Here is a 24,819-nt window from a genome sequence, read left to right on the forward strand (position 1 = left end):
CTGCTGATTCCGGTTCGTCACCATGTGGCGGACGCGAACACCCCCGCGAGCCCGGCCTGCCGACAGATTAGACGTGGCTGCGGAACGCGCGGATCGCCAGAGGCGCGAAGACCAGGGCGAAACCCGCGGCCCAGAGCAGCGAGAAGAGGGTGGCCTGGCCGATGTCGCCGCCGATGAGAAGACCGCGGATGGCGTCCGCCAGGTGCGTGACGGGATTGATGTCCGACCAGGTCTTCAGCCAGGACGGGAAGGTGGCGGAGGGCACCAGCGCGCTGCTGGTGAAGGTGAGCGGCATCATCGTGGAGAAGGCGATCATCTGCACCTTCTCGGGACTGGAGGCCTTCAGGCCGATCAGCACCGACATCCAGGACATGGCCAGGGCGACCACGACCAGCAGGGCGAGGGCACCCAGCAGGCCGAAGACGCTGGTGGTCACCCGGAAACCCAGCACCATGCCGAAACCGATCAGCAGGGCGAACGCCCACATCTGCTTGACGGTGTCGGCGATGATGCGCCCCGACAGCGGCGCGGTGCGGGCGATGGGCAGGCTGCGCAGCCGGTCGAAGACCCCCTTGGTGATGTCGGTGTTGAGGCCGATGGCGGTGGACAGGGTGTAGAACAGGGCGTTCTGCACGAGCAGGCCGGGCAGGGCGAACTGCAGGTAGTCGCCGGTGGACCCGGAGATGGCGCCGCCGAAGACGTAGGTGAACAGCAGCAGGAACATGATGGGCTGGATGCTCAGGTCCAGCAGCTCCCACGGGTTGTGCTTGATCTGGACCAGACTGCGCCAGGCGAGCGTCATGGTCTGCTGCAGCGTGGCCAGGGGCGTGACGCGCTTGGCGGCCACCTGCGGGATGGTCGTCGTCAGCGTGGTCATGCGAAGGCCTCTTCCTTGCGCGGGCTGTCCTCGCCGCCGGGGGCACCGTCCTCGTCCGGCAGGTGGCCGGTGAGGGACAGGAACACCTCGTCCAGGCTGGACTTGCGCAGCGCGAGCTCCGAGGCGGTGACGCCCCGGTCGTCGAGGAGGCGCACGATCGCGGGGACGACGGCGGGGTCGTGAACGGCGGCGGTGGCCTTGCCCCCGCCGAGGTCGGGCATCTCACCGAGCACGTCGGCCATGATCGTGCCGACGAGCTGGAGGTGCTCGGTGAGCATGGGGCGCACCTCCAGGACCTGGGCGCCGGTGGTCGCCTTGAGCTCGTCGGAGGTGCCGGAGGCGATGACCTTGCCGTGGTCGAAGACGACGATGTCGTCGGCGAGCTGGTCGGCCTCCTCCAAATACTGGGTGGTGAGCAACACGGTCACGCCGTCGGCCATCAGGCCGCGCACCACGTTCCACAGGTCGGTGCGGCTGCGCGGGTCGAGCCCGGTGGTGGGCTCGTCGAGGAAGAGCACCTGAGGACGGCCGACCAGGCTGGCGGCGAGGTCAAGGCGGCGGCGCATGCCGCCGGAGTAGGTCTTGGTGGCACGTCCTCCCGCGTCCGACAGGTCGAAACGCTTCAACAACTCGCCGGCGCGCGCCCGGGACTCGGCACGCGTCTGGCCCAGCAGGCGGCCGATCATCATCAGGTTCTCGACGCCGGTGAGCATCTCGTCGACGGCGGCGTACTGCCCCGTCAGGCCGATCAGCGAGCGCACCTGGTGGGCCTGGCGCGTCACGTCGTAGCCTCCGACGCTGGCGGTGCCCGCGTCGGGGCGCAGCAACGTCGCCAGGACGCGCACCGCGGTGGTCTTGCCGGCCCCGTTGGGGCCCAGCACGCCCAGCAGGCGCCCTTGCGGCACGACGAGATCCACCCCGTCGAGCGCGCGGGTCTTCCCGTAATGCTTCACCAGGCCCTCGGCCTGGATCGCGTAGGTCATCGTTCACGCCTTTCCGTAGTCACGGGTCTCCAGCATGCCCTGCGCCACCGACACTTCTTCGACCTCCGGCCGGGGCGAAGGGGGTGAATCGCCCCGCCTTCTGCACGGTGTCCGCGGGAGCCCCCTTCCGTGACACGACCGGAACGCCCTTCGGGACAGGAGCGTTTAGGCTGACAGCGTGAGCGACCGAGTCGATGAGCACAGCGCGGCCCTCGGGGGAAGCGAGAGGGCCGAGGCGGGCGATCCGCCGGGTGGGCGCCGCATGGGTGTTCCCCTGCGCGCCCCCGCCAACCCGGTCTCCCGCAAGGCCATCGTTCTGTGGCTGCTGGACGGGCTGTTCTGGTCCGTGCTTCTGGTCGTGGGCTCCTTCACCCTGGCCGGGTGGATCGCCGACGACCGGTGGCCCTGGCTACCCGGCTGGGTGCTCGAGAACATCGGGTGGCTGCCGTGGCTGATGGTGTTGCTGCTGATCCCCGGCACGCTCGTCGAGCCGTTCTGGCGGTACGCCGTGCACCGCTGGGAGCTCAGCGGGGACGTCGTCTACGCCCGTTCCGGGTGGCTCAGCAGGGAGTGGGTGTTCGTCCCCGTCAGCAGGATCCAGACGGTCGACAAGGCACAGGGCTGGTTCGAGCGCATGCTGGGGCTGGCCACGGTCGAGATCCGCACCGCCTCGCACGCGGGCTCGTCCACGATCAAGGGTCTTGAGTACGGGGTCGCCGCCGAGCTGGCCGAGGGCCTCGCCCGGCGCGCCGAGGAGCTCAGGGACGACGCGACGTGACCGGCTCCTTCCCCGATTCCCCCGATCGTCCACCGGCAGGGCGTACGCCCGGCGAGCGCCCACCGGCCGGATCCGGTCCGCGGACCGGGCCGGACGGTCCAGAGGCGGGCGCGTGGGTCGCGCCCGACGGAGGCGGGCCGGACGCGCCGCATTCGCCGCCCGTCCGAACCGGTGCGGGACCGGAGCATCCACATGTGCCCGACGGTGACATGGGCGGTGGCGTGGAGGGTGGCATGGACGGTGGCGCGGCAGGCGTCCCACCTGGCCGAGACGGTGCCGGGCCACCCGGCCCACACCTCCAGGGTGGCGCCGGGCCCGGTGTCCCGCACGGCCGGGCCGGCGGCGGCCCGGGTTTCCCGCGTGGGCCGGGCGGTGACATGGCCGGACCGGGAGCAGGACCGGGAGTCCCGCCGACGGAGAGACCTCTGAGGCTCAGCCCGAAGGTCCTGCTGACCGATCCGATCCGGATGCTGCCCTCGCTGCTCCTGCCGCTCGCCGGTCTGCTGTTCCTCGGCGGCTTCTCCCCGGGATCCTTCGGGTGGGCCGGGACGGCGGTCGTCGGCTCCGTCGTGTTCGCGGCCGCGCGCTGGCTCACCTTCACCTACCAGATCGTCGGCGACCGGCTGGAGCTCACCCGGTCACTGATCAGCAGGTCGGTGCGGACGATCCCCCTGGAGCGGATCCGTGGCGTCGACGTCAGCGCCCCGCCGCTGCACCGTCTGCTCGGCATCGCCGTTCTCAGGATCGACACCGGCGCGAGCGGCGACGAGAAGCAGGAGGGCGAACTCGACGGGGTCACCGTCGAGGAGGGGGAGCGGCTCAAGGCCGTGCTGCTCTGGCACGCCCGTGCCCGGACGGCGAGACGCGTCCAGGCGCGTGGAGCGGCGCCGGCGGCCGGTGCCGGCTCCGATGAGCTCGCGGCAGGTGCGACCGATCCATCCGGTGTGTCCGCCGGGGTGCGGGAGGAGCTGGCCGGATCCTCCACCCGCCACGAGGTGGGCGACACGACCCCCGAGCGGGTGTTCTTCGTGATGCCGAGGAAGTGGCTCGTGTACGGCCCTCTCTCCGGCGCCTACCTGCTCACCCCCTTCGCGCTGGTGGCCGGTGCCGTGGGCGCGGCGTTCCAGTGGGGCAGCGAGCTCAGAGTCGACAGACGGGTCGTACTGGACTTCGGGGAGTGGCTCTGGGGGCATCCGCTCCTGCTCGTCGCGGCCCTGATCCTGCTGTTCCTGGCGATGCCGGTGATCGCCGCGATCATGTACGCGGTGTTCAACTGGAACTTCACCCTCCGCGCCGCCGAGGGATACCTGATCGCCGGTCGCGGTCTGGTCACGCACAGGAACGTCTCTCTGGAGCGGCGCAGGGTGCGGGGGTTCGAGTTCGTCGAGGGGCCTGCCGAGCGCTGGGCGGGGCTGGGCCGCGCGTGGGCGATCGTGACCGGTCTCGGCGACTCGGAGACCAGGGGCCAGCTGATGCCCGTCGCCCCGAGGGACACCGTGCTCAAGGTGGTGGGCGAGGCGATCGGTCCGATCGCCTCGGGGCTGCGGCCACACCCGCCGGCGGCGCGCAGGCGCAGGCTGTTCAGGGCGATCTTCCCGTGGCTGGTGATCGCCGCGTGTGCGGTGACGGCCGCCTGGACGTGGTCCGGGTTCTGGTGGGCGCTCGCGGTGCCGGCCCTGCTTCTCGCGCTGCTGGGCGTCCCGCTCGGTCTCGATCGCTACCGCTCCCTCGGGCACACGTACGACGGGAGCCGTCTGTCGGTCCGGTCGGGGTCGCTGCGGCGTTCCCAGGCGGTGGTGGAGCAGCGGGCCGTGGTCGGCTGGACCCTGAGGCAGACCTGGTTCCAGCGTCGCGCCGGTCTGCTGACCGTGATCGCGGGCGTGGGGGCGGGCACCGGGGGCTACCCGGCCGTCGACGTCGGCGAGGCGGAGGGACCGGCCTTCGCCGCCGAGGTCACCCCCGCCTGGCTCGCCCCGTTCCTCGTCCCGCACGCGCCCGCGACTCCGGGGACCTCCGGCAGTCCGGGGCCCTCCCCGTCCGGCGGGCGGCTCTCGCCCTGAGGGGGTCTTTCCGAGGCATTCTCGTTCTTGCGGCAGGCCGGGGTCTCGCGGCGCCGAAACCCGGAAGGCCCGCCTCTCGGGGACCTCTCACCCCCTCGTGTCCACGATCGTCGCCGAGGTCGTGGGGGCGGCCGCACGCATCCGGCGTCCCGGGTCGTCGCCGAGGTGGACGGCCCCTCGGGTCCAGGGCCTGAGACGACGAGGCGGGGGTGACCGGGAACCCCGGTCACCCCCGCCTCGGTGCGGCGCGGTTCAGTCCTGGCGGCGGGCGCCGAACATGATCTCGTCCCAGGTGGGCACGGACGCGCGCCGCCCCCTGGACTTCTTGGCGGGCCGGGCCGGAGCCGGTGCGGGCTTCGGCGGCTCCGCGGGCTTCGGCGGCTCTGCGGGCTTCTCCGCGGCGGGCTTGTCGGCCTTGGTCTCCTGCATCGCCCCCGTGTCCCCCTGTGTCTCCTGCTTGCCAGGCGCGGTCTTGGCCCGCTTGTCCACGCTGACGCGCGCCGCGGGTACGGCTATCGAGCCCTCCTGGGCCGTTCCGGTCTCGGGAACGGGTTCGGAGGCGGGGGTCTCCTTCTCCGCTTCAGAGGGGACCTGCTCGGTGGCATTGCCGGTCGCGGGGGAACGCTGGTCGGCGGGGTCGGACAGGGCGGCGGCCGGAGCGGTCACGGCCGGTTCCGGCGCGGCGGAGGGCGAGGGGTTCGCGCTCTCGGTGCTCTTGGGGGCCTCCGGAGCCTTCGCGACCTCCTCGGGCTCTTCGGCCTTCGTGGCCTCCGGAGCCTTCGCCGCCTCGGGAGGCGGCGTGACCTGCGACTCCTTCGTCGTCTCGGGAGCACGCTCGGTCTCGGCGGCCCTCATCGCGGCGGGCTCGGCCGTACCGTCCTGCCCCGGGATCGCCTCCTCGGGCCCCTGGGGAAGGAGATCTCCCCGCGCGGCGGCGGATCCGCGTGCGACGGTCGCCTGCTCCGGCGTGGTCGCCGTGGACGGCTCGGACGCCGTCACGGAGGGTTGCGAGGTGACGGCGGGTGCCGAGGGCTCCGGCTCCGGAGCGGACAGCGGCTCGTACGAAGCCGGCGCGACCGGCTCGTACGGAGCCGGGTACGCGGCGGGAGGTTCGGGCAGCACGGGCTCGGGAGGCTTGACCCGCGTGACGGGACCGGAGTCCTGGGCCGCGGGCTCCGGCGCCCTTTCCTGCTGGTATCCGGCGGGGTCGGGGGCGCGTAGCGGCGGCACCGTCACCCTTGGAGCCTCGTATCCGGCGGGGAGCGGGGGCATGGGCGGCTGCTGGTAGGCGGCCGGGGACGCCGGAGACGCAGAGGGCGCAGAGGGCGCAGAGGGCAGGGCAGGGGCCGCGGGTGAGGGGGATGCCTGAGGCGCCTGAGGTGTCGGGGACGCCGGGGACGCCGGGGACGCCGGGGACGCCGGGGACGCCGGGGACGCCGGGGACGCCGAGGACGCCGAGGACGCCGAGGACACTGCGGGGTCGGCCTGCGCGTAGGCGGGCCGGGGCTGGGCCGGGGTCTCGTGCCGCAGAACCGAGGGGAAGGCCACCGGAGGCTGGTTCAGCGGCTCCGGCGCCAGCGACGGCACCGGAGCGAGCTTGGCCACGCGCGGGACGAACGGTGTGACCGTGGTGTCCTCGAACGGCTCGACGTCCTCGCCGCTGGACAGCCGCAGCGCCTCGTCGTCGTGGGGCGTTATGTGACGCCGGCGCGGGTCGAAGAGCCACTCGGCGTTGCGCGTGTGACCGTTCCACACGAATCCGAGCTTGATGCGCCACATGTTGTCGTCCCGCTTGGCCGAATCCCACTCGATCTCGTCGGCGGGAACGCCTCGGCGGGTCAGCCGCTCGGCGACCAGGTCGCCGAGGGTGGGACCTGGAGCGGAGTCGCCCGGCAGGCGTACGGCGCAGCGCTGCGCCTGCTGTGCCATGTACTCACGTTCCTGGAGCACGGGGCCCTCGAACCACCGCACGCGCTCGACCGGGATGCCCGCCGTGTTGGCGATCTCCTCCGCGGTCTCGCCGGCACGGATCCGGGCCTGGATCTCCTTGGGGCGCAACGGACTCTCCACTTCGATCTCGTACTGGCCGAGACGGGAGAAGTTGCCGCGGACGGCAGCACGGAGCCGGTCGTCGACGGGCAGCGTGAACCGGGTACCCCGGCCGGCTGTCGCCAGCACGAGATAGGTCCCGTCCTCACTCACCGCGACGAGTCGGAGCTCCTGCATGCGAGTCCCTTCGTCGTCGTGCTCAATCTTCCCCCGGACCCTTGAGTCTCTCGCGTGTGCCGGTTGCCTGCCAGCACCGTACCCGGCATGTCCGAACATCGCCTTCCTGGATGGGGCTCGCAGCGATGTGACGCCGGTCACATTTGCTCCATTCATCTATTACAGGGCACCGGTCTGGAGCAGCGACTTCCGGGTCCTCAGGGGATTCTCACGGATAACTCCGGGAACCGCTGCGGACTTCCACCAAGAACCGGGAGATGGCGGTGAGGCCGGTCCGCCGGTTCGGGGGGGATATGCCGCGATCGCGGTGTTGTGCGGGAGCCGGTCGTCGCGCTCCGTGACGACGGGACGCGGCGGCGGCTGACATGGACGGCGGGAGAAGGTCATCTCCGGCGGACTCCCTCGGGGTCGAGCGGCGCGGGCGTCTGCGAATCTGCCCCTCGTACGCCTCGGGGGAACGACGGGACACGCGGACGCGTCACTCTTCGAGCGAGCCTTTGCGACATCCTTTACCGAAAGCCGGAGAGAAGCGGCCGATTGGGGGGAACGGTGCCCGGCCGACGGCCGTACGGTCACCAGAGGTCCGGGGAAGGTCACCCCAGCACGGTGTCGAGATGGTCGTTGGAAAAGACGCGCCCCGGGTCGAGGGCGTCGCGTACCGCGAGGAAGTCACCGAATCGGGGATAGACCCCGGCCAGGTAGGGCGCGTCCCGGGTGTGCAGCTTGCCCCAGTGCGGGCGGCCGCCGAGCCCGATCATGATCTCCTCGACGCCCTCGAAGTAGGCGGGGTTCGGCGTCGGCCGGTAGACGTGGCAGGCGATATAGGCCGAGTCCCTGCCGTAGGCGGTGGACAGCCAGGCGTCCGAGGCCGGGGTGACCCGCACCTCGACGGGAAAGCTGATCTTCCAGTCTCGCCGTTCCAGCAGGTCGCGAACCTCGTGGAGGGCCTGGCCGAGGTGCTCGCGCGCGACGGCGTACTCCATCTCCAGAAAGCGCACCTCCCGCACGCTCGTGAAGATCTTGTGTGAGGCGTCGACGCAGGAAGAGGCCGAGAGCGTCGCGGCCGAGAGCGCGTTGAGCCGGGGGATGGCGCGCGGGTAGCGTCCGCCGACGCCGCACACCGCGCCGAACAGGGTGTTCTCCATGAGGTGGTTGTCGAGCCAGTACTTCAGCGCGCTCGGCGGCCTGGCCGGTCCGGGGCTGCGGTTGTTGCGCTTGGTCAGGCAGGTGTCGGTGTGCGGCAGCCAGAAGAAGTCGAGATGCTCGTTGCCGGTGACGAGCGTGTCCAGGGAGTCGAGGATCGAGGTCAGCGCCATCGGCTCCCGCACGCTGCGCAGCAGGAAGGCCGGCTCGACCCGGAAGGTCACCGCGGTCACCACGCCGAGCGCGCCCAGGCCCACCCTGGCGGCGTCGAACAGGTCCCGCTCGGCCACCCCCCGGATCTTCCCCTCGCCGTCGCCGCGAACCGTGACGATCTCGCCGTCGGCGAGCACCATCTCCAGCGCCAGCACCTGGTCGGCGAGCCCGCCGACGTCCCTGCCGGTGCCGTGGGTGCCGGTCTGGATCGCCCCGGCCACGGTCTGCGCGTCGATGTCGCCCATGTTGGCCAGGGCGAGCCCCATCCGGTGCAACTCCCGGTTGAGTGCGCCGATCGTCGTCCCGGCCTCGGCCGTCACCCAGTCGTCCCCGGTCTCGCGGATCCCGGTCAGCGCGCCGGGCCGCAGCAGGAGGCCGTCGGTGAGCGCCACCGCGGTGAACGAGTGGCCGCTGCCGGTCATGCGCACCCGGCGGCCCGCCGCGGCCGCCTCCCGCACGGCCCGCGAGACCTCCTCGGCGGAGGAGGGCACCCGGACCTCCGCGGGGGTGGCGGCCTGGTTGCGGGCCCAGTTGCGGAAGGTCTCGCCCATGTTCACTCCTGCCCGGCGGGCGGTATCCCGCCTGCCGGGGGCGTCGACGCCCCGTTCGCGGGGGAGTCCCGCCCACGCTCAGGCGGGCCGCCGGTTCGTGTTCGCGTGCTTCTCCGGCGAATATGAACGATACTCACGATTGCTGCTGTGCGACAGGGGTTCGCAGCCAGGCGGAGCCGCCGACGCCGACCGCGACGGCGAGCAGGGCGCAGGCGAAGGAGAACCCGTAGGCGTTGGAGGCTCCGAACGTGTCGGTGAGCCTGCCCCCCGCCCAGGCGCCGATCGCCACGCCGAACCCGACCGACGTCGAGATCCACGCCATGCCCTCGGTGAGCAGGGCGGCCGGGACCAGCTGCTCGGTCAGGCTGTAGCCGGTGATGACGGTCGGGGAGATGGCCAGCCCGGCCAAAAACAGCGCGCCCGCCATGACCCTGATGTCGCCGATGAGCATGACCGGGGTGATACCGGCCGCGAACGCCGCGAGCGAGCGGACGAACCTGCTGCTCAGCGGGATGCTCCACTGTCGCGCGCCGTACCAGAGGCCGGAGACGAGGCTCCCGCCGGCGAACGAGGCGAGCAGCAGTCCGGCCGCGGCCCGGGAACCCCGCTCCTCGGCGAACGCGACCGTGATCAGGTCGACCGAGCCGAACACCGCACCCATCGCCAGGAAGGCGCACGACATCAGGGCCACGCCGGGAATGGTGATCGGGGTGCCGGAGCGCGCCTCCCTGCGGCGGACGGGCGGCTCCGTGCCGCGCTGCAGGGCGAAGGCGATGGTGCCCACGACCGTGCAGGTCAGAGCCACGACCAGGCCCGCGTACGGGTTGATCATGGTGGCCAGGGCGGTGACCAGCGCCGGGCCCGCGACGAAGATGATCTCGTCGGCGACCGACTCGAAGGAGAACGCCGTGTGCAGCCTCCCCGACCCGGCCAGCAGGTGCGACCAGCGGGCGCGCACGAGCGAGCCGAGTGACAGCGCGGTCGCGCCGACCATGACGCCGGTGGCGAAGAGCGTCCAGAGGGGAGCACCGTACTCGGCGCAGAGCATCATCGCGGTCAGCGTGGCGCCGTGCGCGAGCGTGAACGGGATGACTATCCTGGCCTGGCCGAACCTGTCCACCAGGCGTCCCGACAGCGGGGCCGCGACGGCGAAGGAGACGCTGACGGTGGCCGCGACCGCGCCCGCCGTCGCGTAGGAGCCGGTGAGTTCTTTGATGAGCAGCACGATGCCGATGCCGAGCATCGACATGGGCATCCGCCCGAAGAACCCGGCGACGACGAACCCCTTGGCGCCGGGCATGCTGAACAACCCTCTGTACGGCCCGACCACCGATAATCCCCTTGCTGATCTTCACACGTGGAACATGCCGACGATTTCGCACGGAACCGCCGGTCGGCAAGTGATTTTTTCCGTCAACGGCTCACGGAGCGGTCCGTTGGAGCTAACGTGAGCGCGGTGTCACGTCTTCCCGGGTTGCGGCTGTTTGTCCCAGTAGTGGTCGCGATCACCGCCCTCCTCGCCCTCGGCGGCGTCGCCCTCGCGATGATCAACGCCGGTCGCCCCGCCGCTCCCGCCACCTCCGCGGGAGGCGCCGTGGTGGAGTCCCGCGTTCGCGACCTGGCGGCGATCGCGCCGGTGGCGAGCCCTCCCGCGGCCCCGGTGAGCCCGGCGGACCCCGCCCCGACGGCCCAGGTGGTCCCGGCGGAACCCGACCCGACGACCCCGGCCGTTCCCGTGGGGGACGACCAGGCCCCGCGCGACCCCGTCTCCCAGGGGACGGGAGGCGGACAGGGCTCCGCCCCCGAGCCGGGCGCGACGGGCGCCTCCGATCTCCCCCTCACCCCGCCCCGGCTGCTGGTCATCTCCCCCTCGACGCTGACCGAGCAGACCAAGGAGGACATCTCCCGGCTCAAGCACGTCCAGAAGATCGACTCCTTCGACGGCGGGGCGGTCAAGGTGTCCGGGGTCGGGCTCAACCTCATCGCCGTCGACCCCGCCCGCTTCCGTACCTGGGCACCCAGAAACATCGCCGACCAGCAGAGGATCTGGGACGCCCTCGCCAAGGGGGAGCTCGTCGCCGACAACTCGGCGGCGCGCCGCCTCGGCCTGGTCCTCGGCTCGGAGTACCAGGTGGACGGCGGTCCCCGGCTGCGGGCCGCGGCCTCCGCCTCGTTCGGCCTGCCCGGCGTGGACGGCATCGTCGGGGAGGAGACCGGCCGCAGGCTGGGGCTGCTGCCCGGCGTGGCGCTGCTCGTGCACGGCCCCGAGAAGGCCTCCACCGTCCTCAGGACACGGGTGGGCAGGCTGCTGAGCCCGGGTTCCCAGGTGGTCGCCGTCGGCGGTGCCAGGAAGAGCGCCCGCGAGCCCGCCGCGAAGGCCGCCGACGCCAAGACGGCGGGAACCGGCAAGGTGCGGCAGGTCACGGTCGGCAGGCCGGGTAGCTATCTGGAGCTCTACCGCAAGGCGGCCGAGGTCTGCCCGGGGCTCTCCTGGACGGTCCTGGCCGCGATCGGCCAGGTGGAGAGCTCACACGGGCGAAACAACGGCCCCTCCTCCGCGGGCGCGCTGGGACCGATGCAGTTCATGCCCGCCACCTGGAAGGCCTACGGCGTGGACGGAGACGGCGACGGCGTCGCCGACATCTGGAACCCGTACGACGCGGTCCCCGGCGCGGCCAACTACCTGTGCGCCAACGGGGCGGGCAAGGGCGGCAAGAAGCTGGAGAAGGCCATCTGGTTCTACAACCACTCCTGGTCGTACGTCGCCAAGGTCATGGGCATCTCCCGCGGCTACGCCGCCGCCTACCCCTGAGGCCCCGGCGAGGCACCCGGGACCGGCCGCGGCCCCGGGGACGTCCACGCCCGTGATCACCGGCCGTCCCGTGGACGCCCGCACCGGTGATCTTCGGGGTTTGGCGGCCGTTCCGTGATCGGCCCGCGCCCTCGTGGCTACCCGCGGCGGCGTGGCGGGGCCGGGCAGCAGGTGGCCGCGCACGCCACGGGCTCCGGCTCGGCGAGCAGCTCTCCGACCATCGAGACGAAGCGCGGGTGGGTCCCGGCCGTGGTGGCCCTGACCAGCGGCAGGCCGATCTTCTTCGCGGTCTCGGCGGCCTCCACGTCGAGGTCGTAGACGACCTCCATGTGGTCGGAGACGAAGCCGATCGGCACCAGCACGACCGCGGGGGCGTCGACCGCGAGCAGATGGTCGCAGACGTCGGGTTCCAGCCACGGGATGTGCGGGGCGCCGCTCCGGCTCTGCCAGACCAGGTCCCACTGCCTGCCGCCGCCCACCTCTGCGGTGACCAGCTCCGCGGCCCGGCGCAGCTGCGCCTCGTACGCGCCGCCGCCGGGACCGGCCGTCGCGGCCATCGAGGTCGGGATGCTGTGGGCGGTGAAGACCAGCCGCGCGCGATCCCTGAGCTCGGCGGGCAGCCGGTCCAGGGCCTCACGGGTGTGGTCGGCCATCGCCGCGACGAACCCGGGATGGTCGAAGTAGTGCCGGAGTTTGACGACCTCCGGGGCACCCTCGACCGCGGCCCTGGCGAGCGCGATGTCGTCGATGTACTGACGGCAGGCCGAGTACGAGCTGTAGGCGGCGGTGACGAAGGCCGCGGCCCTGCGCACCCCGTCCGAGGCCATCTGGCGAAGAGTGTCCTCCAGGTAGGGATGCCAGTTGCGGTTGCCCCAGTAGACCGGGAGGTCGATCGTCGGCTCCACGGCCGCGATCAGGTCACGGCACTGCCGGTTGATCGGGCTGGCGCCGCCGAAGCGCTGGTAGTGCGCCTCGACCTCCAGCAGCCGCTCGCGCGGGATCCCCCGGCCCCTGACCACGTTCTCCAGGAACGGCATGACGTCATCTGGTTTCTCCGGCCCCCCGAACGAGACGACGAGAAGCGCGTCGTAATTCCCCATGGCATTTATCAAACCGCATGCCGGGGTGTCCTCTTGCATGGTCACCTTGAGGACTTCGTTATCAACAAGGTTTGTGGATGCGTGTTCGGAGGCGTGTTCGGAGACGATCCCCGAGGTAAGTTCGAAACCGTGACCCCATTTAACGACATCCGCGATTATGTCGGCGTGCCGCGGGTGACATCCCTGCGGCTATCCCCCGATGGAGCGCGCCTGGTCAGCGTGGTGCAGGCGCTTAATCCCGACGGAAGATCCTACGGAACCTCCCTGTGGGAGATTCCTCTCGACGGCCGCCGACCGTACCGGCTGACCAGATCCGTCAAGGGCGAGACCGGGGCCGAGTTCACGCCGGAGGGCGACCTGCTCTTCGCCTCGCGCCGTCCCGACCCGACCGTGAAGGAGGCGGACGAGGAGGTTCCCGCCCTCTGGCTGCTGCCCGCGACGGGAGGAGAGGCCCGCCAGATCGCCTCCAGGCCAGGAGGCGTCGCCGGGTTCGCGATCGGCGGTGGGACCGTGGTCTTCTGCTCCGACGTGCTCCCCGGTGACGAGGCGGGCGAGGCCGAGCGGCGCAAGACACGTAAGGACGCGGGAATCAGCGCGATCCTGCACGAGAGCTACCCGGTGCGCTACTGGGATCACGACCTCGGCCCCGGAGAGCCTCGGCTGTTCGCCGGCACCCTGGGCGACGGCGAGCGGCTGACCGAGGTGAGGGACCTCACCCCGCAGCCGGGCAAGGCACTGTCGAGCCACAGCGCCTGCGACGTGGCGCCGGACGGCTCCACGGTCGTGACGACCTGGGGCGTGTCCATGCCGCAGGGCGAGCTCCGCTTCGAACTGGTCGCCATCGACACCGTCGACGGCGGCGCCCGGCGGGTCCTGGCCGCCGCCGACGACCACGACTTCGACGGGCCGGTGAGGATCTCTCCGGACGGGCGTCTGGTCGCGTGCGTACGGAACAACCACGCCGACACCGAGCGGATCCCCGAGAGCACCCTGTGGATCGTCGACCTGGCCACCGGGGAGGGCCACCCTGCGGGCGGCGGGCTCTGGCCGTCCGACATGGTCTGGGCGCCCGACTCCCGCTCGCTGTTCGTGGTCGCCGACGACCACGGCCGCCGTCCGATCTTCCGCGTCCCGGCCGACGGGAGCGCACCGGAGCGGCTCACCCTCGACAACGCCGCCTACAGCTCGCTCAACGTCGCGCCCGACGGCGCCGTCTACGCGCTGCGCGGGGCCGTGGACGCGCCCGCGGCCCCGGTCAGGGTGGCGCGGGACGGGACCGTGGAGAAGCTGACCTCTCCCGTCCCCGACCTGGAGCTGCCGGGCACGCTCACCGAGGTCACCGCGACCGCCGACGACGGCGCGGAGATCAGGGCCTGGCTGGTGGTGCCCGAGGAGGCCTCCGCGAAGAACCCCGCACCGCTCCTGCTGTGGATCCACGGCGGCCCGCTGGGCAGCTGGAACGACTGGTCCTGGCGCTGGAACCCGTGGATCATGGCCCAGCACGGGTACGCCGTGCTGCTGCCCGATCCGTGCCTGTCCACCGGCTACGGGCCGGACATGATCCGGCGCGGCTGGGCCGACTGGGGGCCGCGCACCCACGCCGACCTGATGGCGATCACCGACGCCGCCCTGGAACTCCCCGAGCTCGATCCCACCAGGACCGCGGCGATGGGCGGCTCGTTCGGCGGCTACATGGCCAACTGGGTCGCCGGGCACACCGGCAGGTTCAGGGCGATCGTCACCCACGCCTCGCTGTGGAACCTCGACCAGTTCGCGGGGACCACCGACGCGTCCATGTACTGGCAGCGGGAGTTCGGCTCCCCGGGCACCGGCCTGTACGCGAAGCTCTCCCCGCACCGGTCACTGGAGAACATCTCCACCCCGATGCTGGTCATCCACGGCGACAAGGACTACCGGGTCCCCATCGGGGAGGCGCTTCGCCTGTGGTGGGACCTGCAGCGCTCGGAGGTGGAGTCGAAGTTCCTGTACTTCCCCGACGAGAACCACTGGGTGCTCAAACCGGGCAATGCGGTCGTCTGGTATGAAACGGTTCTGGCCTTTCTCGATCAGCATGTCCTCGGGCGCGAGTGGAAGCGCCCGGAGTCGCTGTCGTGAGCCCGTCGTGAACACGGCACGGTGGGCGGTGCCGTCCACCGTGCCGAGAACGACGAGGATGGACCCGTACTTCGGCGGGGCGGGCGAGGACTGCCGTACGTCCGGCCGGGCATGTGGGAGGGCGGGTCCCGTCAAGGAGGACCCGCCCGAATGAGCGAGGAGTGGTGAGGGGATCGTGGACAGCGCCGTGACCTTCGGGCGGCTGACGGAGGAGATCGCCAGAGAGGCCGGTGAGATGCTGCTGGCCAAGCGACCGGCCCGGCCCGAGGTGCTGGTCACCAAGTCCAGCCCCACCGACGTGGTGACCGCCCTCGACCGGGCCTCGGAGGAGCTCATCCGCGACAGGATCAAGGCCGTCAGGCCCGACGACGCGATCCTCGGCGAGGAGGGCGGCGCGACCGGCGAGGGCAGGATCCGCTGGATCGTCGACCCGATCGACGGGACGGTCAACTTCCTGTACGGGGTGCCCGAGTGGGCGGTCAGCATCGCGGTCGAGGCGGACGGCGAGGTGATCGCGGGAGCGGTGAACGTCGTGCCCCGCGGCGAGGTGTTCACCGCCGTCAAGGGCGGGGGAGCCTGGCTGGCCGGAGAGCGGCTGAGCTGCAACACCGGGGTGCCGCTCGATCGGGCGCTGATCGCCACCGGGTTCGGCTACGAGAGCGGGCGGCGCGAGGTGCAGGCCGAGGTGCTCCGCCACGTGCTGCCGCGCGTGCGCGACATCCGCAGGGGCGGCTCGGCGGCCTCCGACCTGTGTTCGGTGGCGGCGGGGCGGGTGGACGGCTACTACGAGCGCGGTCCTCAGTACTGGGACTACGGGGCCGGCGGCCTCATCGCCGCGGAGGCCGGGGCGAGGGTCGGCGGGCTTGAGGGCAGGCCGGCCAATCCCGGTCTCCTGCTGTGCGCGGCCCCCGGCCTGTTCGAGGAGCTGCACGACCTGCTGCTCCCGCTCGACCCGGAACGCGACGCCTGACCTTCACGAGGGCCGGTCCCCTCGGATGAGGTGGACCGGGTGAGGACGTGAAAGAGCCCCCCGGCGGTCGGCCGGAGGGCTCCTTCCCATCAGCGCTGGACGGGGACGCCGTTATCTGTGGCCAGACGGCGGAGATCCTCGATCTCGGCGGTGAAGGTGTCGGCGAGGTAGTCGTCGCCGGAGGACCTGGCCTCCTGCAAGTTCTTGTATGCCTGGTCGAGGCGGTGTTCGATTGTGGCGGTGAACTCGCCCATCTTCACCTTCTTTCTCACGGGCTCATGGGGAACGGAGGATACCGTTATGGAGACTGGAACCGGCTGTACCCAGGGTGAACCAGGCGCTAAACCTGCGTGTTTCCGACATCACATGGAGTGCCCCCTCCTGTGAAGGGCTTACCGTGTGCTTACGGGTGGTGAGGGGAGAATGGGGAGGCCGTCCCAGCGGCTGCTCTGGGAATGTGACGGGAGGTGCCATAGGCCATGCGAGTGCTTGTGGTCGAGGATGAGCGGGTGCTCGCCGACGCGATCGCGACCGGGCTCCGGCGCGAGGCGATGGCCGTGGACGTGGCCTACGACGGTGCGGGGGCGCTGGAGCGGACGGGTTACATCGACTACGACGTGATCGTCCTGGACAGGGATCTGCCCAAGGTCCACGGCGACGAGGTCTGCCGTCGCCTGGTGGCCTCGCGCACCGCCTCCAGGATCCTCATGCTGACCGCCTCCGGCGACGTCGACGACAAGGTGGAGGGGCTGGGGCTGGGGGCCGACGACTATCTGGCCAAGCCCTTCGTGTTCGTCGAGCTGGTGGCGCGGGTGCGGGCGCTCGGCCGTCGTTCCGCCCCGGCGCTGCCGCCGGTGCTCGAGCGCTCCGGGGTGCGTCTGGATCCGGGTAAGCGGCTGGTGACCAGGGACGGCGCGGAGGTCGCGCTCACCAAGAAGGAGTTCGCGGTCCTGGAGGAGCTGATGCGCGCCGAGGGCGCGGTCGTCAGCCAGGAGGACCTGCTGGACAAGGCGTGGGACGAGAACATCGACCCGTTCACCAACGTCGTGCGCGTCACCATGATGACGCTGAGGAAGAAACTGGGCGAGCCCCAGGTGATCGAGACGGTGCCAGGGGTCGGGTACAAGCTGTGAACGCTCCGGCAGGTGGGGGAGAGGAACGCCCGACGTTCGTCCCGGTGGGAGAGAACCGCGACACGGTGCCGACCCATCCGATGATCAGTCCTCACTCCGAGCGGGGCGCCTGGAAGAACGAGCGGCTGGAGTCCGGGCCCGCCGGAGAGCGGAGGCAGGACGAGCAGCCCCCGCCGCCGACCGGCCCGCCGGCCTGGGACGGGCCGCCCCCGGCGGGCGCCGCCCCGATGGAGAGGACCCCGCTGGAGCGGCTGAGGTCGATCATCGACCGGATCAGCATCCGGTGGCGGCTCACCATCACCTACGCCGTGCTGTTCTTCACGGCCGGCGCCCTGCTGCTGGCCGTGATCTACCTCCTGGTGGGCTGGGCGCTCTACGGGGCGTGGCCGCCCTTCCCGTCCGACCTGGACGGGCTTGTGGGGCCGCAGTTGGCGACAGAGATCAAGCGGCAGTGGTACTGGCAGCAGCACGTCGCGATCACCGGGGCGCAGCGGGAGCTGCTGGCCCGCTCGCTGCTCGCCCTGCTGGGGGTCGGCATCCTCGCCGTCATCATCGGCTACATCGTCGCCGACCGGGCGCTCAAGCCCATCCAGCAGATGACCGCCACGGCACGCAAGCTGTCGGGCTCCACGCTCGCCCACGAGCGGATCGACCTCAAGGGTCCCGACGACGAGCTGAAGGAGCTGGCCGACACCTTCGACGCGATGCTCACCAGGCTGAATGTGGCCTTCGACACACAACGAAGATTCGTGGCCAACGCCTCGCACGAGCTGCGCACCCCCCTGACGATCAACCGGACGGTCCTGGAGATCGCTCTGGGCGATCCGGAGGCCTCGGGTGACCTGAAGGCGCTGGGCCGCACGCTCCTGGAGGTGAACGCCCGCAACGAGCGCCTGATCGAGGGCCTGCTGCTGCTCGCCCGCAGCGAGCGCGAGCTGAGCGTGCGCAAGCCGGTGGACATGAAGGACGTGGCCGAGACCGTCGTCGACCAGCTCGCCGCGCGGGCCGACAAGGCCGGGGTCACGGTGATCCCCGACCTTCGGGGCGCCGAGACCGTCGGGGATCCGGTGCTGCTCGAGCGGTGCGTGGCCAACCTGGTGGAGAACGCGATAAAGCACAATCTCCCTGATTCCGGACGCCTGTGGGTGAGGACGGGAATGGTGGAGGGGGCGTTGGTTGTTCAGGTGGCCAACACGGGGTCGCATGTGCCCGCGTACGAGGTGAACAGCCTTTTCGAGCCGTTCAGGCGGCTCAATGCCGACCGGGTCGACTCCGACAAGGGGGCGGGTCTGGGGCTCTCCATCGTGCGCGCGGTCGTGCGCGCCCACGGGGGCAACGTGACCGCCGTACCCAGGGACGGAGGGGGTCTCGTGGTCACCGTGCGACTTCAGCCACGTTGATCCGGCGGGGGGCGTCTCGTTCACGCCGCACATGTGGTTGGATGTGCCGTCGAACACGGTGGTGCATGCCGCCGATGCTGTGGTTTACGCCATATTTGGCTAACCGTGGCCATTGGCAGTACGTCCCTCACGTGTAGGGAGGTTCAGTGACCATTCCGGCGGGGTACCGAAGCAGGAATCTCTCTGGCGGATCGGGCACAAGTCGTGCCTCCCAAGCGTTACACACGCGCGAGTCAGCGCAGACAGATAGATGAGGGGGATGGATCAGACCGATGGCTACCGATTACGACAGCCCACGCAAGACCGACGACGACCTCAGTGAGGACAGTCTTCAGGAACTGCAGGCCCGCCGTACCGACAAGTCCTCGGGCAGTATCGACATCGACGAGACCGATCTCGCCGAGTCGCTCGAACTGCCGGGCGCGGACCTGTCGAACGAGGAACTCTCGCTCCGGGTGATTCCTCGTCAGGCCGACGAGTTCACCTGCGCGCGCTGCTTCCTGGTGCACCACCGCAGTCAACTCGCCGTTGAGAAGAACGGCCAGCAGATATGCCGGGAATGCGCGGCTTGAGATGATTCCGATGGCCTGTCCGAGGTGTGCTCTTCCAAGTACGGGTAGGGCCCCAGGACAGCCTTGAGGAGGTTCCGAGACATGACGTCAGAGAACAGGCAGAGCGGTGCCGCGCCGGACGACTCCACGGCCGAGGAGTCGGACGGCGCGCCTGATCACAAAGCGGCCCCCCGCGACGAGGCCGGGCGGGAGGCGACCCCGGAAGGCGGTCCCGATCGCAGGACGACCCCGGAAAGCCGCCCCGATCACGGAGCGGCCGCGGCCGACGGCCCCGGCCGATCCGACCAAGAGGTGGCCGAGCTCGTCGGCAGGCTCGCCGAGCCGGGCGACATGGACGCGGCCGAGCGGCGAAAGTTGCTCGGCCGCCTCACGAGATCACTGGCGCGAGGGGCGAAGAGGGCCAAGGCGTCGGGAGAGAACCGGGGTCGCTGGCTGACCGACGTGTTCATGGCCGTGGCGCCCCGCATCCCCATCCGCGACCTGCAGACCCTTTCCGAGCATCACCGCGGCCTCACCTCCGAGGCGCTCGCCGACGACCTGGTACGCACCGCGACCAAGGGAACCATGACGGTCGGGGCGATCGGCGGGGCCGTCGCCGCCGCCGAGTTCGCAGCTCCCCCTCTCCTGCTCTCCGCCCCCGCCCAGCTCGTCGCCGAGACCCTTGTCGTGGCCGCGATCGAGGTCAAGCTCATCGCCGAACTCCACGAGGTGTACGGGATCCAGGTGCCGGGCACCGGCTCCCAGCGCGCCATGGCCTTCGCGATGGCCTGGTCCAAACAGCGCGGCGTCGACCCCATGGCGCCGGGGACGATGACCGTCGCCCTGGGCACCGCGGCCAAGACGGCCCTGCGCAACAGGCTGATGCGCACCCTCGGACGCCACCTCACCACCTTCGGCCCGTTCCTCACGGGCGCCGTGGCCGGAGGATTCCTCAACCGCGCCGCCACGAAGAAGCTCGGCGAGGTCGTACGGGCCGATCTGAGGGTTCACCGAGCCCTTCCACCAGGTAAGCCATAGAAACCTCGCAAACGGGTAGTTAGTTCGGTAAGCCCCCGACTACCTGGAGGAATTTGTGCTGGGCCGCAGCGCATTCGTGATCGTCGCCAACCGCCTGCCCGTCGACCGCGTCGGGGAGGACATGTGGAGGCGTAGCCCCGGCGGCCTCGTCACCGCGATCGCCCCCGTCCTGCAGCGCAGGGAGGGGGCCTGGGTCGGCTGGCACGGCGCTCCCGACGAGACCCTCGAACCCTTCGAGCACGACGGGATGCAGCTCGTCCCCGTCCCGCTGTCCAGGTCCGAGGTCGAGCTCTACTACGAGGGCTTCTCCAACGCCACCCTCTGGCCGCTCTACCACGACGTGGTCGCCACGCCCGTCTACTCCCGGGTCACCTGGGACGCCTACCGCACCGTCAACGAGCGCTTCGCCGAGGCCGCCGCGCAGGAGGCCGCGGAGAACGCCGTCGTGTGGATCCAGGACTACCAGCTCCAGCTGGTCCCGGCCATGCTGCGCAAGCTCCGCCCGGACCTGCGCATCGGCTTCTTCCTGCACATCCCCTTCCCGCCGGTCGAGCTGTTCTCCCAGATGCCGTGGCGGCGCGAGATCGTCGAAGGGCTGCTCGGCGCGGACATGGTGGGGTTCCAGCGCCCCGGCGGCGCGTCCAACTTCATCCGGCTCTGCCGCCGCCTGCTCGGCCTCCAGCACCACAAGCACGAGATCTACGTGGGGGACCGGGTGGTGCGCGCCGGGGCGTTCCCCATCTCCGTCGACTTCGGCGAGCTCGACTCCCTGGTCAGGGAGCCGCACATCATCTCCAGGGCGCGGGAGATCCGCGCGGAGCTGGGTGACCCAGAGTGCCTGCTGCTCGGCGTCGACAGGCTCGACTACACCAAGGGCATCGGCCAGCGCCTGAAGGCGTTCGGCGAGCTGCTCTCCGAGGGGGCGATCAAGCCGGGTGAGGCGGCGTTCGTACAGATCGCCACGCCGAGCAGGGAACGGGTCGAGGAGTACGTGCGGCTGCGCGACTCGATCGAACTCCAGGTCGGCCGGATCAACGGTGAGCAGGGAGAACTCGGCCAGCAACCCGTGCAGTACATGCACCAGTCGTACGGCAGGGACGAGCTCGCCGCGCTCTATCTCGCGGCGGACGTGATGATGGTGACGCCGCTGCGCGACGGGATGAACCTGGTCGCCAAGGAGTACATCGCCTGCCGCAACGACCTGCGCGGCGCGCTGGTGCTCAGCGAGTTCGCCGGGGCGGCCGACGAGCTGCGCCAGGCGTTCATGGTCAACCCCTACGACATCGACGGTCTCAAGCGGACGATGCTGACCGCGATGCGGGCCACCCCGCACGATCTGTCGCGCAGGATGCGGTCGCTGCGCCGCAGGGTGGCCACCTACGACGTGGACCGCTGGGCCAAGGAGTTTCTCACCTCACTGGAGTCATCCGGCTCCCAGGACTCACCGGAACCTTCCGAAGTCCCGGAGTCCTCCTGACGGCGACCTCGCCGCCCTCGGGCAGGGCGAGCGGCGCGGCGGGTCCTTGACGGCGGCAGGGGACGACGGGTCCTGAAACACCGGGGCAACGCCGGTGACCCCGGCCGGGGTCACCGGCGGGGCACGGTCTCGCCGTCAGGTGGTGACGTCCTTGGCCGCGTCCTTCATGGCCTTCCAGGCGTTGTAGCGCTTCTTGGCGGTGCGGGCGACCACGATCTGCGTCACCTGCATGCCGACCCCCATCACCACGGCGTAGCCGATCGCCTCGCCGAGGCTGATCTCCAGGGACTCGTTGTCGACGGGAGGCTTCTTACCGGTGGTCTTCTCCCAGGCGAACCCGATGACCTTCTTCGCCCCCCACGCGGTGGCGAGGCCCAGGAGGCCGCCGATCGCCCTCCACGCCATGTCCTGCTTCTCGCTCTTGTCGGCCATAGGGTCCTCCCGTTTCGTGGCTCGCCCCAAGAACACTAGTCTCCCCGAGCGTCGTATCGCGTGAAGCCATACCATAGGGAGGCATGACACATCAGCGTCCGCGCCCTGCGACCATGCCCGAGAAACCGACTCTCGACGGCCTGGAAGTCGTATGGTCGGGCCGTTGGGAGACCGGGGGGACCTACCGTTTCGACAGGTCGCGCACGCGCGAGGAGATCTACTCGATCGACACCCCGCCGCCGACCGTCTCCGGTTCCCTCCACGTCGGCCACGTCTTCTCCTACACCCACACCGACACCGTCGCCCGCTTCCAGCGCATGCGCGGGCGCGAGGTCTTCTACCCCATGGGCTGGGACGACAACGGCCTGCCCACCGAGCGCCGGGTGCAGAACCACTTCGGCGTGCGCTGCGACCCCTCCATCGCCTACGACCCCTCGTTCGAGCCCCCGGCCAGACCCGATCCCAAACGGCAGATCCCGATCTCCCGCGGAAACTTCATCGAGCTGTGCGAGCGGCTCACCGTCGAGGACGAGAAGGTCTTCGAGGAGCTCTGGCGCCGCCTGGGCCTCTCGGTGGACTGGTCGCTGACGTACGCCACCATCGGCGAGGCCGCGCGGGCCGCCTCCCAGCGCGCCTTCCTGCGCAACCTCGCCAGGGGGGAGGCGTACGTGGCGCAGGCGCCCACGCTGTGGGACGTCACCTTCCGCACCGCCGTCGCCCAGGCCGAGCTGGAGGACCGGGAGTGGCCCGGTGCCTTCCACCGGCTGGGCTTCGGCCTGTCGGAGGAGCAGCGGGCCAGGGGGTTCGGCGATCGGGTCTGGATCGAGACGACCCGCCCCGAGCTGCTTCCCGCGTGCGTCGCGCTCGTCGCCCACCCGGACGACGAGCGTTACCGGCCCCTGTTCGGCACCACGGTCAGGACACCGCTGTTCGGCGTCGAGGTGCCGGTGCTCGCCCACCACCTGGCCGAGCCGGACAAGGGTTCGGGCATCGCGATGATCTGCACCTTCGGCGACGTGACCGACGTCGTCTGGTGGCGCGAGCTCGACCTGCCCACCCGCGCCGTCATCGGCTGGGACGGCAGGCTGCTGCCGGACGCGCCCGAGGGCGTGCCGGAGGAGCCGTACGCGGAGCTGGCGGGCAGGACCGTGCACGGCGCCCGTGAGCGGATCGTGGAGCTGCTGCGCGCCTCGGGTGACATGGAGGGCGAGCCGCGGCCCACCAGGCGCGCGGTGAAGTTCTACGAGAAGGGCGACCGGCCGCTGGAGATCGTCACCACCCGCCAGTGGTACATCCGCAACGGAGGGCGCGACCTCGCCCTGCGCGACGCGCTCCTGGCGCGCGGCGCGGAGCTCTCCTGGCACCCGCCGCACATGCGGGTCCGCTACGACAGCTGGGTGCAGGGCCTGGCGGGCGACTGGCTGATCTCCCGGCAGAGGTTCTTCGGCGTGCCCATCCCGGTCTGGTACCCGCTGGACGACGAGGGCGAGCCCGACCGCTCCGCGCCGATCATGCCGCCGGAGTCCGCGCTGCCGATCGACCCGTCCAGCGACGTTCCGCCCGGCTACACCGAGGACCAGCGCGGCAAGGCAAGTGGTTTCATCGGAGACCAGGACGTGATGGACACCTGGGCCACCTCCTCGCTGACGCCGCAGATCGCCGGGGGCTGGGAGCGCGACCAGGACCTGTTCGAGCGGGTCTTCCCGATGAACCTGCGCCCGCAGGCCCACGAGATCATCCGGACCTGGCTGTTCTCCACCGTGGTCCGCGCGCACCTGGAGCAGGGCACCCTGCCCTGGAGCGATGTCGCGATCTCCGGGTGGATCCTCGATCCCGACCGCAAGAAGATGTCCAAGTCCCGGGGCAACGTGGTCACCCCGCTGGGCCTGCTGGAGCAGTACGGCTCCGACGCGGTCCGCTACTGGGCGGCGAACGGCCGCCCCGGCACCGACACGGCGTTCGACACCGGTCAGATCAAGGTCGGCCGCCGCCTGGCCATCAAGATCCTGAACGCCTCCAGGTTCGTCCTCGGCCTGGGCGAGGAGGGCGGGGAGGTCACCGAGCCGATCGACCTGTCGATGCTGGCCCGGCTGTCGGAGGTGGTCCACGAGGCCACCGAGGCGTTCGAGGGCTACGACTACACCCGCGCGCTGGAGCGGACCGAGCGGTTCTTCTGGGAGTTCTGCGACGACTACCTGGAGCTGGTCAAGGCGAGGGCCTACGACGACGCGAACACCGGGACCGGAGGCGAAGGAAACGCCGGAAACGCCGGGAACGCCGGGAACGCCGGAAACACAGCGGCGCGTTCGGCGCACGCGGCGCTGCGCGAGGCGCTCGACGTCATGCTCCGGTTGTTCGCCCCCTTCCTGCCCTTCGTCACCGAGGAGGTCTGGTCCTGGTGGCGTGAGGGTTCGGTGCACCGGGCCGCCTGGCCCGAGGCGGGTGAGCGAGGAGGCGACCCCGAGTTGCTGCCCGTGGTGGCCGCGGTCCTCGGCCGGGTCCGCAAGGCCAAGTCCGACGCGCGCCTCTCCATGCGCGCGGAGGTCTCCCGGCTGACCGTCACCGGTGCGCGGGCCGCCCTCGTGCGCCAGGCGCAGGACGACCTGTGCGGCGCGGGCGTCATCGACGAGTTCGTGCTCCACGAGGGCGAGGGGGATCTGCTCGTGGAGGTCGCTCTCACCTGACAGTGGGCCCGAGGTGCGGAGGTACGCCTCCCGGTGAGGTCCGGCTCCTCGCCCGGCCGGGGGTCCCGGGCGGGATCCGCGCTCCGGGCGCGCACGCGAATCTGTCCTTCCCGTCGGGGCGTCCTGCCGTACGGTCGAGGCAGGACAGGTGAGAGGAGGACAGGCATGCCGCCAGGATGTGGCAACTGCAGCTGCTACCTCGAAGACAGGGTGATCTCGCGCCCGCCGGATGAGCGCTGACCCCTGCCGGTGAGCGCTCATCCGGTGAGTGGTGAC

19 protein-coding genes are annotated in these 24,819 nt (G+C 70.9%); 11 read left to right on the forward strand and 8 right to left on the reverse strand.

The window, feature by feature from the left end; all coding sequences use genetic code 11:
* Positions 1-67 precede the first annotated feature (67 nt).
* Positions 68-877 (reverse strand): ABC transporter permease, encoded by an 810-nt coding sequence (locus AB0B90_RS15170; protein WP_350946631.1) that lies wholly within the window; start codon positions 875-877, stop codon positions 68-70.
* Positions 874-1,860 (reverse strand): ATP-binding cassette domain-containing protein, encoded by a 987-nt coding sequence (locus AB0B90_RS15175; RefSeq protein WP_350946632.1) that lies wholly within the window; start codon positions 1,858-1,860, stop codon positions 874-876. The genes AB0B90_RS15170 and AB0B90_RS15175 overlap by 4 nt, the downstream gene beginning before the upstream one ends.
* A 178-nt stretch (positions 1,861-2,038) precedes the next feature.
* Between AB0B90_RS15175 and AB0B90_RS15180 the strand changes: the two genes are divergently transcribed.
* Both AB0B90_RS15180 and AB0B90_RS15185 read left to right on the forward strand, forming a co-directional pair.
* Positions 2,039-2,638 carry a PH domain-containing protein gene (locus AB0B90_RS15180; RefSeq protein WP_350946633.1) on the forward strand — a complete coding sequence of 200 codons (600 nt, stop codon included), beginning with the start codon at positions 2,039-2,041 and terminating at the stop codon, positions 2,636-2,638.
* Positions 2,639-3,015: 377 nt separating this feature from the next.
* Positions 3,016-4,698 carry a PH domain-containing protein gene (locus AB0B90_RS15185; RefSeq protein WP_362922946.1) on the forward strand — a complete coding sequence of 561 codons (1,683 nt, stop codon included), beginning with the start codon at positions 3,016-3,018 and terminating at the stop codon, positions 4,696-4,698.
* A 252-nt stretch (positions 4,699-4,950) separates the two neighbouring features.
* Here the strand turns inward: AB0B90_RS15185 and sepH are convergent, their stop codons facing one another.
* From sepH to AB0B90_RS15200, 3 genes are all read right to left on the reverse strand, one after another.
* A complete protein-coding gene (gene sepH, locus AB0B90_RS15190; RefSeq protein WP_362922947.1) occupies positions 4,951-6,924 on the reverse strand; it encodes a septation protein SepH in 1,974 nt (657 codons plus the stop codon).
* Between the two features lie 593 nt (positions 6,925-7,517).
* Positions 7,518-8,831 (reverse strand): D-arabinono-1,4-lactone oxidase, encoded by a 1,314-nt coding sequence (locus AB0B90_RS15195; RefSeq protein WP_362922949.1) that lies wholly within the window; start codon positions 8,829-8,831, stop codon positions 7,518-7,520.
* 133 nt (positions 8,832-8,964) lie between these two features.
* Positions 8,965-10,161 (reverse strand): MFS transporter, encoded by a 1,197-nt coding sequence (locus tag AB0B90_RS15200; RefSeq protein WP_350946637.1) that lies wholly within the window; start codon positions 10,159-10,161, stop codon positions 8,965-8,967.
* A 126-nt stretch (positions 10,162-10,287) separates the two neighbouring features.
* Here AB0B90_RS15200 and AB0B90_RS15205 point away from each other — a divergent pair, with 126 nt between their 5' ends.
* Positions 10,288-11,643: a lytic transglycosylase domain-containing protein gene (locus AB0B90_RS15205; protein WP_362922951.1), complete on the forward strand. Its 1,356-nt coding sequence runs from the start codon at positions 10,288-10,290 to the stop codon at positions 11,641-11,643.
* A 137-nt stretch (positions 11,644-11,780) separates the two neighbouring features.
* On the opposite strand, the gene AB0B90_RS15210 is transcribed toward AB0B90_RS15205, so the two are convergent.
* A complete protein-coding gene (locus AB0B90_RS15210) occupies positions 11,781-12,743 on the reverse strand; it encodes a ferrochelatase (protein ID WP_350946639.1) in 963 nt (320 codons plus the stop codon).
* 129 nt (positions 12,744-12,872) lie between these two features.
* Here AB0B90_RS15210 and AB0B90_RS15215 point away from each other — a divergent pair, with 129 nt between their 5' ends.
* Both AB0B90_RS15215 and AB0B90_RS15220 read left to right on the forward strand, forming a co-directional pair.
* The gene (locus tag AB0B90_RS15215; RefSeq protein WP_362922953.1) at positions 12,873-14,858 is read left to right on the forward strand and encodes a S9 family peptidase; all 1,986 of its coding nucleotides are present in this window, start codon (positions 12,873-12,875) and stop codon (positions 14,856-14,858) included.
* 175 nt (positions 14,859-15,033) lie between these two features.
* Complete coding sequence (locus tag AB0B90_RS15220; RefSeq protein ID WP_350946641.1) at positions 15,034-15,828, forward strand: inositol monophosphatase family protein; 795 nt, start codon at positions 15,034-15,036, stop codon at positions 15,826-15,828.
* Between the two features lie 89 nt (positions 15,829-15,917).
* Here AB0B90_RS15220 and AB0B90_RS15225 read toward each other — a convergent pair whose 3' ends face one another.
* The gene (locus tag AB0B90_RS15225) at positions 15,918-16,100 is read right to left on the reverse strand and encodes a hypothetical protein (protein ID WP_350946858.1); all 183 of its coding nucleotides are present in this window, start codon (positions 16,098-16,100) and stop codon (positions 15,918-15,920) included.
* A gap of 207 nt (positions 16,101-16,307) precedes the next feature.
* On the opposite strand from AB0B90_RS15225, the gene AB0B90_RS15230 reads away from it, so the two are divergent.
* From AB0B90_RS15230 to AB0B90_RS15250, 5 genes are all read left to right on the forward strand, one after another.
* On the forward strand, positions 16,308-16,961 hold the full coding sequence (locus AB0B90_RS15230; protein ID WP_350946642.1) for a response regulator transcription factor: 654 nt from the start codon (positions 16,308-16,310) through the stop codon (positions 16,959-16,961).
* Entirely contained in the window at positions 16,958-18,361 is a 1,404-nt protein-coding gene (locus AB0B90_RS15235) for a HAMP domain-containing sensor histidine kinase (protein ID WP_350946643.1), read from the forward strand. Before AB0B90_RS15230 ends, AB0B90_RS15235 begins: the two co-directional genes overlap by 4 nt.
* 272 nt (positions 18,362-18,633) lie before the next feature.
* On the forward strand, positions 18,634-18,933 hold the full coding sequence (locus AB0B90_RS15240; protein WP_030914836.1) for a DUF4193 domain-containing protein: 300 nt from the start codon (positions 18,634-18,636) through the stop codon (positions 18,931-18,933).
* Positions 18,934-19,014: 81 nt separating this feature from the next.
* Positions 19,015-19,950, forward strand: coding sequence for a hypothetical protein (locus tag AB0B90_RS15245; protein WP_350946644.1), 936 nt, complete (start codon positions 19,015-19,017; stop codon positions 19,948-19,950).
* A gap of 55 nt (positions 19,951-20,005) precedes the next feature.
* A complete protein-coding gene (locus AB0B90_RS15250) occupies positions 20,006-21,427 on the forward strand; it encodes a trehalose-6-phosphate synthase (RefSeq protein WP_350946645.1) in 1,422 nt (473 codons plus the stop codon).
* Between the two features lie 135 nt (positions 21,428-21,562).
* On the opposite strand, the gene AB0B90_RS15255 is transcribed toward AB0B90_RS15250, so the two are convergent.
* Positions 21,563-21,859, reverse strand: a complete 297-nt coding sequence (locus tag AB0B90_RS15255) for a DUF4235 domain-containing protein (protein ID WP_362508873.1) — start codon at positions 21,857-21,859, stop codon at positions 21,563-21,565.
* Positions 21,860-21,942: 83 nt separating this feature from the next.
* Here AB0B90_RS15255 and valS point away from each other — a divergent pair, with 83 nt between their 5' ends.
* A complete protein-coding gene (valS, locus tag AB0B90_RS15260) occupies positions 21,943-24,543 on the forward strand; it encodes a valine--tRNA ligase (RefSeq protein ID WP_362922956.1) in 2,601 nt (866 codons plus the stop codon).
* Positions 24,544-24,819 lie beyond the last annotated feature (276 nt).

This window comes from Streptosporangium sp. NPDC049078, assembly GCF_040648855.1.
Taxonomy (GTDB): domain Bacteria; phylum Actinomycetota; class Actinomycetes; order Streptosporangiales; family Streptosporangiaceae; genus Streptosporangium.

What these genes read in the sequence shown, in the direction of transcription:
- AB0B90_RS15210 (WP_350946639.1), bottom strand. Translation starts at nt 12,743, where the DNA reads ATGGGGAATTACGACGCGCTTCTCGTCGTCTCGTTCGGGGGGCCGGAG.
- AB0B90_RS15230 (WP_350946642.1), top strand. Translation starts at nt 16,308, where the DNA reads ATGCGAGTGCTTGTGGTCGAGGATGAGCGGGTGCTCGCCGACGCGATC.
- sepH (WP_362922947.1), bottom strand. Translation starts at nt 6,924, where the DNA reads ATGCAGGAGCTCCGACTCGTCGCGGTGAGTGAGGACGGGACCTATCTC.
- AB0B90_RS15245 (WP_350946644.1), top strand. Translation starts at nt 19,015, where the DNA reads ATGACGTCAGAGAACAGGCAGAGCGGTGCCGCGCCGGACGACTCCACG.
- valS (WP_362922956.1), top strand. Translation starts at nt 21,943, where the DNA reads ATGACACATCAGCGTCCGCGCCCTGCGACCATGCCCGAGAAACCGACT.
- AB0B90_RS15175 (WP_350946632.1), bottom strand. Translation starts at nt 1,860, where the DNA reads ATGACCTACGCGATCCAGGCCGAGGGCCTGGTGAAGCATTACGGGAAG.
- AB0B90_RS15185 (WP_362922946.1), top strand. Translation starts at nt 3,016, where the DNA reads ATGGCCGGACCGGGAGCAGGACCGGGAGTCCCGCCGACGGAGAGACCT.
- AB0B90_RS15255 (WP_362508873.1), bottom strand. Translation starts at nt 21,859, where the DNA reads ATGGCCGACAAGAGCGAGAAGCAGGACATGGCGTGGAGGGCGATCGGC.
- AB0B90_RS15170 (WP_350946631.1), bottom strand. Translation starts at nt 877, where the DNA reads ATGACCACGCTGACGACGACCATCCCGCAGGTGGCCGCCAAGCGCGTC.
- AB0B90_RS15195 (WP_362922949.1), bottom strand. Translation starts at nt 8,831, where the DNA reads ATGGGCGAGACCTTCCGCAACTGGGCCCGCAACCAGGCCGCCACCCCC.
- AB0B90_RS15240 (WP_030914836.1), top strand. Translation starts at nt 18,634, where the DNA reads ATGGCTACCGATTACGACAGCCCACGCAAGACCGACGACGACCTCAGT.